Raw genomic sequence first — 12,593 nt, 5'->3', positions numbered from 1 at the left:
ATCAGCCGGGACCTTCTCCGGTGGCCGGGGAGAAGAACGGTGACCCGAAACACCGCCTGCTCGACCCTGTCCCACCTGATGTTGCGTACCCCACGGTAAGGGATGACCCCCGGCGGGGTCGCCCCGTTGACGTCGGGCCCGCGCATCTGGTAACAGTCCGCTTACGGCGCGGGGCGCGTCGGTGGCGGCGTCTAGCATCGCGCTCGTGACCTCCGACGATCTCCTCCCGGCGCCGTGCCGGCTCTGCGGAGACCCGCGGGGCTCTCGCGGCCAGGGCGGATGGCGATGCGCCGTGTGCGGATGGCGAGTGGGCGACGCCCCCGATCCGGATCTGCCACCACCGCGCATCGACGTCGTCTACTACGTGCGCTGGCGGGAGCGCATCAAGATCGGCACCTCCCACCGGCCGCGACAGCGCCTGTCCGCCGTGCGGCACGAGGAACTCCTCGCCTTCGAGCGCGGCGGGCGCGACCTCGAGCAACAGCGACACCGCGAGTTCGCCGACCTCCGCGAGGGCGGTGAGTGGTTCCGCGCCGACGCGCGGCTGTTCGCGCACATCGTGGCCGTGGGCCAGGGGGCGGCGCCGTGGGAGTCGTACGCCCGGTGGGTGGCGGAGGCCTACCGCGATCGCTGAGAGCCGCTCCGCCTGCCACCTCCAGGATATCGCGGGGGTGGGGGCTTGCGGCAAGGGCCCCCGCGGGGCGGATACTGGTCGGCCGCCCGCTGACGAGGAGACCCGTGTTCGCTCTTCCGCCCCACCTTTCCGACAAGGCCGCGCCCGCACGCATCGCGGCCGACGAGCGACGGTTCGCCGCCATCGCCACCGCCCTGACTCAGGAACGCGCCGGCCTGGAGCGCCGCCGTGCCGAGCTGCTGCGCACTCCCGCGCGACACGGAGAGGCCGCCCTGGAACGCGACCTGGCCGTCCACCGGATCACGGCGCGGCTGCGGATCCTCCGACGCTTCGGCATCGACGCGTGCCTCGGCCGGCTCGTCCACGACGACGGCTCCGTCCAGTACATCGGGCGCTTCGGCATCAGCGGGGAGGACGGAGAGGTTCTGCTCATGGACTGGCGGACGCCGGCCGCCGAGCCGTTCTTCGCGGCGACCCTCGCCCACCGGAACGGGGTGCGCAGCCGGCGACGCTACCGGTGGCGCGGAGGGGCGGTCATCGACTACGGCGACGAGATCTTCGACGGTGAGGTCACCGCCGACCTCTCCCCCGATGACCAGTCCGCGTTCATCGCGAGTCTCGGCGCCACCCGGTCATCGCGCATGCGTGACGTGCTCGGAACCATCCAGGCCGATCAGGACGCCATCATCCGGGCTCCCGCGGCGGGGGCCCTCGTCGTCGACGGCGGTCCGGGGACGGGCAAGACCGTCGTCGCCCTGCACCGCGCCGCCTACCTCCAGTACGCCGATCCGAGACTGGGACCGGGCAAGGGCGGCATCCTCGTCGTGGGGCCGCACACCCCCTATCTGGCGTACGTGGAGGACGTCCTCCCGAGCCTCGGCGAAGAGGGCGTGCTGCTGTGCACCCCGCGCGACCTCGTTCCGGAAGGTGCGACCGCGGGCACGGAGGAGGACCCTCGTGTCGCGCGGCTCAAGGGCGACGCGTGCCTGCTGGACGCCGTCGAGCCGGCCGTCCGCGTGTACGAACAGCCGCCGACGCGACCGCTCCTCGTGGAGACGCCGTGGAGCGACCTCTGGGTGACCCCGCAGCACTGGGCCGACGCCTTCGCCACCGCCGACCGCACCCTCCCCCACAACGACGCCCGCGACCAGGTGTGGGAGGAGCTCCTCGACATCCTCGTGGACGAGCACGGAGACGTCGACGGCGATCTGGTGCGGGTGCACCGGGCACTCGCCCGCGACGAGGAGCTGGGTCGCGCGTTCCGCCGCGCCTGGCCGATCCTCGACCCCGCCCGCGTCGTCGCCGATCTGTACCGCGTTCCGTCGTACCTGCAGGAGTGCGCTCCCTTTCTCACCGACGCGGAGCGCGCTCTCCTGCGCCGACCCGACCCGGCGGCGTGGACGACGGCCGACCTCCCCCTCCTCGACGAGGCGCGCGCCCGGATCGGTGACCCCGAGGAGGTCCGCCGCCGCCACCGCCGCGCGGTGTCGCAGGCGGCGGAGCGGGAGGTGCGCGCCCGCGTCGTGGAAGACCTGGTCGCCGCCGACGACAGCGACCTCAAACTGATGTCGATCCTCACCGGCCAGGACGCCGAGAACAGTCTCCTCGAAGGCGAGGAGGGAGCGCCCGCCGCGGATGCGGTGACCGGCACGTTCGCTCACCTCATCATCGACGAGGCGCAGGAGCTGACCGACGCGCAGTGGCGCATGCTGCTGCGGCGGTGCCCCTCGCGCAGCGTGACGGTGGTCGGCGATCGCGCCCAGGCGCGGGAGGGGTTCCCGGAGTCGTGGGAGGAGAGACTCTCCCGCCTGGGCCTGGACCGCGCGACGCGGGCCGAGCTGACGATCAACTACCGAACCCCCGCGGAGGTGATGGAGGTCGCCGCTCCCGTCATCCGCGCCGCGCTTGCCGACGCCAACGTCCCGGTCTCCGTCCGCGCGACGGGCGTTCCGGTCCGCACCGGGGTGCCCGGCGACCTCGACGCCGTCCTCGGGGAATGGCTCACCCGGAACGAGGAGGGGATCGCCGTGGTCGTCGGTGCAGAGCCGCGGAAGACGCACCCCCGGGTCCGGTCCCTCTCCCCCTGGGAGGCCAAGGGGCTCGAGTTCGACCTCGTGGTGCTCGTGGACCCCGACCGGCTGGGTGCGGGTCTCACCGGCGCCGTCGATCGCTATGTCGCCATGACCCGCGCGACGAGGGAGCTGGTCGTGCTGTCTCCCGCTGCGACGGACGGGTAGGACAGAGCCACTCGGCGCGACGGGAGAGGTCAGTGCCGCTCGGCGAACCGGCGGGCAAGGTCGCGGCCGGCCTCGTGCAGCCACCGCGCAGGGTCGGCGAGGGACTCGCGCGCGCCGCCTGCCCGCTCGGTGAGCGACACCGTCGCGGCGAAGGCGGACACATCTGCCGAGGGATCGATCCGCCCCGCGACGAGGGCGACGGGCACGCCCGCGGCGGCGGCCCGCGCGGCGACGCGGCCGGGAACCTTGCCCGCCATCGACTGCCCGTCGAACGCGCCCTCCCCCGTGACCACGACGTCGGCGGCGGCGAGCGCCTCATCGAGCCCGACGAGGTCGGCCACGTCGTCGGCGCCGGGCCGCAGGTGCGCGCCCCATGCGGCGAGTGCCAGCCCCGTCCCTCCCGCCGCTCCAGCTCCGGGGAGGTCGGGGTCGGCACCCGACAGACCGGGATGCGCGCGGAGGAGGTCGGCCCAGCGGGCGAGGGCGGCATCCACGAGGGGCACGTCGTCGGGGCCCAGGCCCTTCTGCGGCCCGAACACGGCAGCGGCGCCCGCGGGCCCGGTGAGCACGTGGGTGACGTCGGAGAGCACGGTCACCCCGCCCGGCGGAAGCGGGCGGAGTCCGGAAAGGTCGAGCGAGGCCGCTTCGCGCAGCCCACGGGCCCCGGGCGCGACCGGCGCCCCGTCCGCGTCGAGCACTCGCGCACCGAGCGCCGTCAGCATCCCGGCCCCGCCGTCGGTCGACGCCGACGAGCCGATCCCGACGACGAGGCGATCGACGCCGCGATCGAGGGCCGCAGCGATCGCCTCGCCGAACCCGACGGTGTCGGCGTCCCACGGCCGGAGGTCGCCCCCGAGGAGCTCGATCCCGCTCGTCGCGGCGAGCTCCACCACGCCGACCCGGGCGACCTCGCCCCGCTCCGTCGCGCCCGGGGAGCCCGAGGAGACCGGCGCAGCGGGCAGCAGCAGCCACGAAGCGGTCACCGTGCGCCCGTGCGGGCCGCGGACGGCGACGGGCACCCGCTCCGCATCGGCGACGGCCGACGCGAAGGCATCCAGCGTCCCCTCGCCGCCGTCGGCCATGGGCCGCGAAAGAATCACGACCGTCGGGTCGGTCTCGCGCCATCCCTCCGCCAGAGCGGCGACGGCGGCAGCCGCCCCGAGGGAGCCCTTGAAGCTGTCGAGGGCGACGACGACGCGGGTCATCGCGACGGTGGCGCCGGTCGCGGAGGCGTGCTCTCCCGCAGCAGCACCTCGAGGCGCAGCGTCTCCGACTCGCCCGCCCAGTCGGCGTCGGTCGCCGCGCGGAAGGCCTGGTAGCCCACGTCTTCCAGCGGGATGCGCACCGTCGTGAGCGCGGGCGACACGTCGCGGCCGGTGGGGATGTCGTCGAAGCCGGCGAGGGCGACGTCGTCGCCGACGCTCCGGCCGGCCGCGCGGAGAGCGGCGAGGGCCCCGATGGCCACGACGTCGCTGATGCCGAACACGACGGTGCCGGGGGTGATCCCCTCCGCGAGCGCCTGCGTCATGAGCTCGTGCCCCGAGTCGCGGCTGAAGGTCCCGCGCAGGATGCGGGGCGCGGTGCCGCCTCCCGCCGTGAAGCCCGCGACGAAGCCGCCGACGCGGTCGTCGGAGGTGATGGTGCCTTCGGCCGCAGCCAGCACGACGGCCTCCCGATACCCGCGCTCGGCGAGCGCGGCGCCGAGCGCCTCCGCACCGCCCCGGTTGTCGAGAGTCACGGTCCGGACGCCCGGCACGTCGGCGCCGAGCGCGACGACGCGGCCTCCCGCGGCCGAGACGAGGTCGATCTCGGCGGCGAGCTCCCGCGACAGCTCCGACGACGAGCGCGATGCCGCCAGGATCAGCCCCCGCGGCCGCTGCCCTCGCAGCGCCCGCACCAGCCGCACCTCACGTTCGGGGTCTCGCTCGGTGATGGCGACGGTCACGATCAGCCCCGCCTCGTCGGCGCCGCGCGCGACCCCGGAGGCGATCTGACCGAAGTACGGGTCGGCGATGTCGGCCACCAGGAGCGCGATGATGGCCGAGGTGCCGCGTGCCGTGGCCTGCGCCGAGAGGTTCGCGGTGTACCCCAGTCGCGCCGCGGCCGCCTCCACGCGCTCACGGTAGGAGTCCGCGACCTTGCGCGTGGAGCCGTTGAGCGCACGCGACGCCGTTGCCAGCGACACTCCCGCCTCTCGCGCGACGTCGTCGAGAGTCACCGCGCCCACGCGCGGAAGAGCGGAGGCGTCGTCGGTCATGTTCGTGATTCTAGGGGGGTGCTCGCGGGCGGCGTGCCGGGATCCGGACCCGCGATCGGCGGGAGGTGCGGGGTGACCGCGGCCGCGAAGCCCGCTGCCGTGCGCCGGAGCGCCTCGGCGGGCTCGGTGTCCCAGATCTCCTCGTGGAAGATCTCGACCTCGATGTCGCGGTCGTACCCGGTGGCGACCACGGCGCGCGTGAGGGTGCCGAGGTCGATCACCCCGTCGCCGGGGTAGTGGCGCGACAGCAGGACGTCGGCGGGGAGCGGGGTCTTCCAGTCGCACACCTGGTACGTCGCGATCCGTCCTTCGCGGCCCGCGCGCGCGATGGCGGGCAGCACCTCGGGATCCCACCAGATGTGGAAGGTGTCGACGGCGGCCCCCACGACGGCAGGGTCGAAGTCGGCCGCGATGTCGAGGGCCTGACCGAGGGTCGAGACCACGCAGCGGTCGGACGCATACATCGGATGCAGCGGCTCGATCGCGAGGGTCACTCCGGCGGCAGCAGCATCGGGAGCGAGCTCCCCGATCGCGTCGCGCACCCGCTCGCGCGCCCCCGCGAGGTCGCGCGATCCCTCGGGAAGGCCGCCGGCGACGAGCACGAGCACCGCGGTGGAGCCGGGGGCGCCGGCCGCGGCCAGGGTCGCCGCTTCGTCGATCGCCCGCCGGTTGTCGTCGATCGACGCGCGCCGAGCCGGCCCCTCGGGCATCGTGAAGAACCCCGAGCGGCAGTGCGTGGTGAATCGCAGGCCGGATCCGGCGAGCATGCGCGCGGCTTCGGCCAGGCCGACCTCCTGCACGGGCTCCCGCCACAGTCCGATCGCCTCGATGCCTGCCTCGGCCGTGACCCGCAACGCGGTGGCGAGGTCGGCACGCTTGATGGTGGCCTGGTTGATCGAGAGGCGCGGATCGGGCACGGTCACGCGTCCACCCCGTTCAGTCGGAGCATCGCCGTCCAACGCGCCGCCGCGAGGCCGGGATCCTCCAGCGCTCTCGAGGCATTGGCGAGTTCGACGATGCGCGACAGGTGCGGGAGGCTCCGCGCCGAGTGCAGGCCGCCCACCATCTGGAAGGCCGCCTGGTGGCCGTTCAGCCACGACAGGAAGGCGACCCCCGTCTTGTAGTAGAAGGTCGGCGACGCGAACACCTGGCGGCTGAGCCCCTCGGTGGGGCCGAGGATCGCGAGGTAGCGGTCGGGACGGCCCTCGTCGAGCGCCTGGATCGCGGCCGAGGCGACGGGGGCGATCGCGGCGAAGGCACCCAGCAGCGCGTCGGAGTGCTGCCGGGGCGACGCGGCGTCTCGGGGCGGCTGCGCGGCGTCCGGCACGTCGCGCCCGCCGATGAGCCCCACGTAGTTGAAGTCGTCGCCCGTGAACATGCGCACGCCCTCGGGCAGTCGCTCGCGCACCGAGACCTCCGACTCGGCGTCGAGGAGGCTCATCTTCACCCCGGCCACCTTGTCGGGGTTCTCGGCGATCACCTCCAGCAACACCTCGGCCGCCGCTCGCCAGTCGTCGGCGCCGAAGTAGCCCGCCAGCTGCGGATCGAACGCCGTGCCGAGCCAGTGCAGCACGACCGGAACGGATGCCGCGGTCAGCACCTCGCGGTACACGCGGCGGTAGTCCTCGGCCGACGCGGCGGCGCGCGCAAGGTGACGGGAGGCCATGAGCACCGGCCCCGCACCCTGCTCCTCGGCGAAGTGAAGCTGCGACGTGTACGCGTCGACGACCTCGGTCAGGGTGAGGTGCTCGGCGTCGACATGGTCGGTGTTCACCCCGACGACCACCGCGCCGCCCTCTTCTCGGGCGACCTGCGCCGAGCGGGCGATCAGCTCCCGGGTAGCGGCGGCGTCCAGCCCCATGTTCCGCTGGGCGGTGTCCATGGCGTCGGCCACGCCCAATCCCCACGAGTAGACGTGCCGGCGGAAGGCGAGGGTCGCGTCCCAGTCGATCTCGGCCGGGCGTCCCGGTGTGTTGTCACCCGACACGAGCGGGACGACGTGAGCGGCGGCATAGGCGACACGGCTGCGCAGCGGCCCCGCGGGACGTGCGCGCTCGGCCGGGGCGGCCAGCGGGACGCGGCGGACCTCGCCGTGGGAGGAGAGGAGGGGGAGCTCGGTCATGACGTGTCCGCTCAGTCCAGCGAGAGGACGGGGAGCTCGATCCGGCGGCCCTCGGCGGAGGAACGCAGCCCGGCCTCGGCCAGCTGCACGCCCCGGGCGCCGGAGAGGAGGTCGAACGGATAGGGCGTCCCGTCCGCGTAGGAGACGAGGAACTCCTCCCACTGCTGGCGGAAGCCGTTCTGGAATACCTCGTTCGTGGGGACCGCCGCCCAGTCGGCGTCGTAGTCGTGGTCGTCGGCGAGATCGGGGTTCCACACGGGCTTCGGCGTCTGGTTGCGATGCTGGATCTTCGCCCCGAACAGCCCCACGACAGCCGAGCCGTGCGTGCCGTCGACCTGGAACTGCACGAGTTCATCGCGGTCCACGCGCACCGTCCACGACGAGTTGATCTGCGCCACCACGCCCCCCGCCAGCTCGAACACGCCGTAGGCGGCGTCCTCCGCCGTCGCCGTGTAGCGCTCGCCCTTCTCGTCCCAGCGTTCGGGGATGTGCACGGCCGCCTGCGCGTACACGCTCTTCACCTCGCCGAACAGGTTCTCCAGCACGTAGTTCCAGTGCGGGAACATGTCGACGATGATCCCGCCGCCGTCTTCGGCACGGTAGTTCCAGCTGGGGCGCTGCGCCGGCTGCCAGTCCCCCTCGAACACCCAGTAGCCGAACTCGCCGCGCACCGAGAGGATGCGACCGAAGAACCCCGAGTCGATGAGGCGCTTGAGCTTCTGCAGCCCGGGGAGGTAGAGCTTGTCGTGGACGACGCCCGTCTTCACCCCGGCGGCGGCGGCCAGACGCGCGAGCTCCAGCGCCTCGTCCACCGTCTCGGCGGTGGGCTTCTCGGTGTAGATCGTCTTCCCTGCCGCGATCGCCTTGCGCAGTGCCGTGGCCCGGGCCTTCGTGACGAGGAAGTCGGCGTAGATCTCCCACTGCGGGTCGGCGAGGGCGGCATCCAGATCGGTCGTGTAGTCCTCGATGCCGTGGCGGGCGGCCAGGTCGGCCAGCTTCGCTGCGCTGCGCCCGACCAGGAGCGGACGAACGGTCAGGCGCGAGCCGTCCGGCAGTTCGATGCCGCCCGCCTCGCGGATCGCGAGGATCGAGCGCACGAGGTGCTGGCGGTAGCCCATGCGTCCGGAGACGCCGTTCATGATGATGCCGACCTCGCGGACAGCGGGCGGAGGGGTCGTCTGTGACACGGTTCGTCCTTCGTTGGAGTGGTCGACGGCAGAGGGAGAAGGGCTGGTAAGCGCTTTCCGTCTCTCATCCTGACAGGGGAATGCGCTTTCCGCAACCCACACGGTGGGCCTGCGGCGAGGCATGCGGACTCAGTCCACGGATTCGTCCGCCGCGGCGGTCCAGCGCACCAGCCGGCGCTCCCCCAGGGCCACCGCCGCGAAGACGACCATCCCGAGGGCGGGGATCACGAGCGGAAGGAACTGCCAGGTGATGACGGCGGCCAGCCCCAGCGCCACGGCGATCGAGAGCGTGCCCGAGAGATCCGAGCGCGCCACCCGCGGCAGCACGCGCCACACGTCGCGCCAGGCCGCACCGGGCGACCACAGCGACGCGGCGAGGACGGTCACGACGAACGCCGCGATACCGGCCGCGCCGATCACGCTCGCCACGAGCCCACCTCCGGGAAGCACCCCGTCGGTCAGGAGCGCGAGATCGATCGCGACGACGACGCCGAGGATCGCCGTCCCGACGCCCGGGAGCAGGGCCCCCGGAAGCGCGCGGACGGCGTCGCGGAAGAACGTCGACGGCGCCGTCGCCTCGGCGTACAGGAACCGGCGCACGTGGGTCGCCCCGGCCGCGACCGCCGCCGGCCAGGTGACGACGGGAAGCGCCACGACGAAGACCAGCGCGCCGACCCAGAGCACCTCGGCGAACAACGCGAACGGCCGCGCGGCTCCCGGCCAGCGGAGGAGACTGCCGTCCGCCTCGGGACGACGACGGGAGGCGGCCCGGGATCGCCGTTCGAGGCGGCGCGCGTGCATCGTCGTCATCCCTTGAGCCCCTGGGTGGAGACCCCCTCGACGAGGAAGCGCTGGAAGACGATGAAGAACAGGAGGATCGGCAGCAGCGCCAACACCGACACCGCGACCGTCGCCCCGTAGTCCGAGGTCGAGGTCTGGTCGTTGAACACCCGCAGCGCGAGCGGCAGCGGGTACAGCTCGGTCGAGTTGAGATAGAGGAGCGGACCGAGGAAGTCGTTCCAGCTCCAGATGAACGCGAAGATCGATGCGGTCACGAGCGCCGGCTTGACCAGCGGCAGGATGATCGACCAGTAGATGCGGCCGTGACCGCACCCGTCGATGCGGGCGGCCTCGTCCATGTCCCGCGGCAGGGCGCGGATGAACTGCACGATGAGGAACACGAAGAAGGCCTCGGTCGCGAGGAACTTGCCCAGCAGCAGCGGCACGAAGGTGTCGACGAGCTCGAGGTTCCGGTACAGCATGTACTGCGGGATGATCAGCACGTGGAACGGCAGCAGGAGCGTGCCGATCATCACCGCGAACCACACGCCGCTCCCGGCGAAGCGCACGCGCGCGAACGCGTAGGCGGCCAGCGACGCGGAGATCACCGTGCCGATGACCGATCCGGCCGCCAGCACGAACGAGTTCAGGAAGAACTGCCACAGCGGCACGCCGCCGACGCCCTCGAGCACCTTGACGTAGTTGCCGATCGTGGGCGAGTGCGGGAGGAAGTCCTGGTTGGCCCCGAACTCGGCGGTCGGTTTGAACGACGCCGAGAGCATCCAGGCGAGCGGATACAGGATGATCGCCGTCAGGACGACCATCACCGCGACCCACAGCACCGTCTGCCAGGTGCGGCGCTTGCCGAACCGGCGTCGCGGCGGCCTCGCTCCCCGCGGAAGGACGGCCGTGATGGTCTCGAGCGTGGGCGATGCCGGGGAGGCTCCGGCCAGCGGCGACAGTGGAGCGGTCATCGGTTGTCTCCCGCGTAGTGCACCCACGAGTTCGAGGTGCGGAACATGACGAAGGCGATCGCGGCCACGACGATCAGCAGCGCCCAGGCCATGGCGGAGGCGTAGCCCATCTGGCTGTTCGTGAAGGCGCGCGTGTAGAGGTACACGGTGTAGAAGTTCGTGGCTCCGGCCGGTCCCCCCGTCCCCGAGCCGATGATGTAGGCCGAGGCGAAGATCTGGAAGGCGTGGATCATCTCCAGCAGCAGGTTGAAGAAGATCACGGGAGACAGCATCGGCAGGGTGACGCTCCGGAACTTCCGGAAGGGGCCCGCGCCGTCCACCGCCGCCGCTTCGTACAGCTCCTGCGGCACCTGCTTCAGTCCGGCGAGGAAGATCACCATCGGAGCGCCGAACTGCCAGACGGCGAGGAGGATCATCATCGGGAGGATCAGCGACGGAACCCCGACCCAGCCGCCGATGTCGATGCCGAACAGGCTCAGCGAGCTGTCCACGGGCCCGCCGGTGGAGAACATCGCCCGCCACACGATCGCGATGCTGACGCTCGCCCCGATGAGCGAGGGCGCGTAGAAGGCGGAGCGGAAGAACCCGGTGCCGCGGCTGCGGAAGTTCAGCAGCATCGCGACCCCGAGGGCCGCGGCGAGCTTGATCGGGGTGCCCACCAGGACGTACAGCAGCGTGATGCGGACCGAGTCCCACCACACGTCGTCCTGGAGCATGCGCTCGAAGTTCCCCAGCCCGATCCATTTCGGCGCGCTGAAGAGGTTGTAGTTCGTGAAGGCGAGGTAGAGCGAGAAGATCATCGGCCCCGCGGTGAGGAGGAAGAAGCCGACCAGCCACGGGGAGAGGAAGAGGTAGCCTGCGGCGTTCTCGCGCCGGCGCAGGCGCCCTCCCGCCCGGCGGGTGCCCGCCGGACGGGAGGAGGGTTCGGTCGTGCGCGGGAGCGTGGCCGTCACGCCCGAATCCGTTGCCATCGTTTCTCCTTGCTCGGTGCTAGCCAGTGCGTGCTCGATGCGGCGCTCAGCCCTGGAGGACGACGTTCGCCTCGTCGAAGAACTGCTTGACGGCCTCATCGACCGTGATCGCGCCGAGGCCGAGGGCCTTGCCGAGATCCCAGAACTTCTGCTCGAGCGCACCGTAGCCCACGACCGGCACGGGCGGGGCGGCACCGATGCGGTCCGAGACGGACTCGAGGTAGTCGGCGACCTGCTTGTCCGGTCCCTCGAGCACCGCGCCGGCGAGCTTGGAGCTGGAGGCGGGGAAGCCGAGGGTCGTGCCGAAGATCTCGCCGGCTTCCTTGCTGTTGACGACGAAGTCGAGGAAGATGGCCGCCGCTTCGGGGTGCTTGGTCTTCGCCGAGATGGCCATCTGCAGACCCGCCTGGCGATAGAGGTCCTGCGAGCCGGCCTTGGCGGTGGGCGGCGCGACGAGGGTCAGCGACGATGCCCCCGAGTCGGCGAGGTAGCCGCCGAGGAAGTTGCTCCAGCTCGTCTCGCTCGCCGTCAGTCCCGCTCCGAAGCCGGACTTGGGCGTGATCTCCTCCAGCTTGCTCTGCGGGATGGTGATGCCGTCACGGGCGGCGGCTCCGGACTCCCAGAACGCCTTCAGCTCGTCCTCCGTGAAGCCGAGCTTGCCGTCGTCGGTGTAGAGGTTCTTGCCCTCGGCCCGCAGCGCGAGCTCGAAGGTCTGGATGCGCTGGGTCATGTCCGTGCCGCCGTAGACCTTGCCGCCGGTCTTGTCGGTCACGTCCTTCATCCAGGCGGTGTAGTCCTCGAACGAGGTGCCGCCCTCGGGTGCGGTGAGGTCGTACTCGGCGAGGAGGTCGTCGTTGACGAAGTTCGCCCACGCGCTGTAGCCGGTGGGGAGGGAGTACTGCGTGCCGCCCAGCTGGCCGGTGCCCAGCAGAGCGTCGTCGAAGGTCGAGAAGTCGATGTAGTCGGAGACGGTCTTCAGGTCGAGCACGTACCCCGGCTCGCCGTACTGCCGCAGGTAGCTGTCGGAGAACTGCCACACGTCGGGGAGGCCGCCGCCGGCCGCCTCGGTCTGCCGCTTCTCCCAATAGCTCGGGAAGTCGGTGAACTGCCCCTTGATGGTGATGTTGGGGTACTTCTCGTTGAACGCGTCGATGAGCGACTCGTAGCGCGCGGCGCGATCGTCGTTGCCCCACCACGTGAAGGTCAGCGTGACCTTCTCGTCGGGATTGAACGATGCCGCCGGCTCGCTGGATCCGGCGCAGCCGGCCAGGGCCAGAGCGGCGCCGGTCGCGAGGGCGACGACGGCGGCGACCCGATTCTTCGTGAACATCCTTGTCCTCTCTTCAAACGTCCGCGTCCGAGGGGCGGCGGACGTTCATTGTCCGTGTGTGCAGGACGCCTCCCGCACGCACGGCCTCCGGATGACGATGG

Annotated in this window: 11 protein-coding genes; 2 read left to right on the top strand and 9 right to left on the bottom strand. The window is 71.9% G+C overall.

Translation table 11 applies throughout. From position 1 onward, the window contains the following. Positions 1–205 precede the first annotated feature (205 nt). A complete protein-coding gene (locus AVP41_RS15325) occupies positions 206–634 on the top strand; it encodes a GIY-YIG nuclease family protein (protein WP_067167223.1) in 429 nt (142 codons plus the stop codon). Between the two features lie 104 nt (positions 635–738). Next, positions 739–2,871 (top strand): RNA polymerase recycling motor ATPase HelR, encoded by a 2,133-nt coding sequence (helR, locus tag AVP41_RS15320; protein WP_082829291.1) that lies wholly within the window; start codon positions 739–741, stop codon positions 2,869–2,871. A gap of 29 nt (positions 2,872–2,900) precedes the next feature. On the opposite strand, the gene AVP41_RS15315 is transcribed toward helR, so the two are convergent. From AVP41_RS15315 to AVP41_RS15275, 9 genes are all read right to left on the bottom strand, one after another. Further along, the gene (locus AVP41_RS15315; protein WP_067166634.1) at positions 2,901–4,076 is read right to left on the bottom strand and encodes a glycerate kinase; all 1,176 of its coding nucleotides are present in this window, start codon (positions 4,074–4,076) and stop codon (positions 2,901–2,903) included. Continuing rightward, positions 4,073–5,128 carry a LacI family DNA-binding transcriptional regulator gene (locus AVP41_RS15310; protein ID WP_067166631.1) on the bottom strand — a complete coding sequence of 352 codons (1,056 nt, stop codon included), beginning with the start codon at positions 5,126–5,128 and terminating at the stop codon, positions 4,073–4,075. The genes AVP41_RS15315 and AVP41_RS15310 overlap by 4 nt, the downstream gene beginning before the upstream one ends. After that, positions 5,125–6,051 (bottom strand): sugar phosphate isomerase/epimerase family protein, encoded by a 927-nt coding sequence (locus tag AVP41_RS15305; RefSeq protein WP_067166630.1) that lies wholly within the window; start codon positions 6,049–6,051, stop codon positions 5,125–5,127. The genes AVP41_RS15310 and AVP41_RS15305 overlap by 4 nt, the downstream gene beginning before the upstream one ends. Further along, the gene (locus tag AVP41_RS15300; protein ID WP_067166629.1) at positions 6,048–7,250 is read right to left on the bottom strand and encodes a DUF993 family protein; all 1,203 of its coding nucleotides are present in this window, start codon (positions 7,248–7,250) and stop codon (positions 6,048–6,050) included. Before AVP41_RS15300 ends, AVP41_RS15305 begins: the two co-directional genes overlap by 4 nt. 11 nt (positions 7,251–7,261) lie before the next feature. After that, entirely contained in the window at positions 7,262–8,389 is a 1,128-nt protein-coding gene (locus AVP41_RS15295; protein WP_067167215.1) for a Gfo/Idh/MocA family protein, read from the bottom strand. Positions 8,390–8,566: 177 nt separating this feature from the next. Further along, entirely contained in the window at positions 8,567–9,247 is a 681-nt protein-coding gene (locus AVP41_RS15290; RefSeq protein ID WP_067166624.1) for a hypothetical protein, read from the bottom strand. Next, positions 9,244–10,191 (bottom strand): carbohydrate ABC transporter permease, encoded by a 948-nt coding sequence (locus tag AVP41_RS15285; protein ID WP_067166623.1) that lies wholly within the window; start codon positions 10,189–10,191, stop codon positions 9,244–9,246. The genes AVP41_RS15290 and AVP41_RS15285 overlap by 4 nt, the downstream gene beginning before the upstream one ends. Next, on the bottom strand, positions 10,188–11,162 hold the full coding sequence (locus tag AVP41_RS15280; RefSeq protein WP_067166621.1) for a carbohydrate ABC transporter permease: 975 nt from the start codon (positions 11,160–11,162) through the stop codon (positions 10,188–10,190). Before AVP41_RS15280 ends, AVP41_RS15285 begins: the two co-directional genes overlap by 4 nt. A 46-nt stretch (positions 11,163–11,208) precedes the next feature. After that, entirely contained in the window at positions 11,209–12,492 is a 1,284-nt protein-coding gene (locus AVP41_RS15275; RefSeq protein ID WP_067166618.1) for an ABC transporter substrate-binding protein, read from the bottom strand. Positions 12,493–12,593: the final 101 nt, after the last annotated feature.

Source organism: Microbacterium sp. TNHR37B, assembly GCF_001620065.1.
Taxonomy (GTDB): domain Bacteria; phylum Actinomycetota; class Actinomycetes; order Actinomycetales; family Microbacteriaceae; genus Microbacterium.
Note: the sequence above shows the minus strand (reverse complement) of the source record. Positions and strands in the feature narration are given on the sequence as shown.

Coding starts and splice junctions, on each gene's coding strand:
- AVP41_RS15285 (WP_067166623.1), bottom strand. CDS start 10,191: ATGACCGCTCCACTGTCGCCGCTGGCCGGAGCCTCCCCGGCATCGCCC.
- AVP41_RS15315 (WP_067166634.1), bottom strand. CDS start 4,076: ATGACCCGCGTCGTCGTCGCCCTCGACAGCTTCAAGGGCTCCCTCGGG.
- AVP41_RS15300 (WP_067166629.1), bottom strand. CDS start 7,250: ATGACCGAGCTCCCCCTCCTCTCCTCCCACGGCGAGGTCCGCCGCGTC.
- AVP41_RS15310 (WP_067166631.1), bottom strand. CDS start 5,128: ATGACCGACGACGCCTCCGCTCTTCCGCGCGTGGGCGCGGTGACTCTC.
- AVP41_RS15280 (WP_067166621.1), bottom strand. CDS start 11,162: ATGGCAACGGATTCGGGCGTGACGGCCACGCTCCCGCGCACGACCGAA.
- AVP41_RS15290 (WP_067166624.1), bottom strand. CDS start 9,247: ATGACGACGATGCACGCGCGCCGCCTCGAACGGCGATCCCGGGCCGCC.
- AVP41_RS15295 (WP_067167215.1), bottom strand. CDS start 8,389: ATGAACGGCGTCTCCGGACGCATGGGCTACCGCCAGCACCTCGTGCGC.
- AVP41_RS15275 (WP_067166618.1), bottom strand. CDS start 12,492: ATGTTCACGAAGAATCGGGTCGCCGCCGTCGTCGCCCTCGCGACCGGC.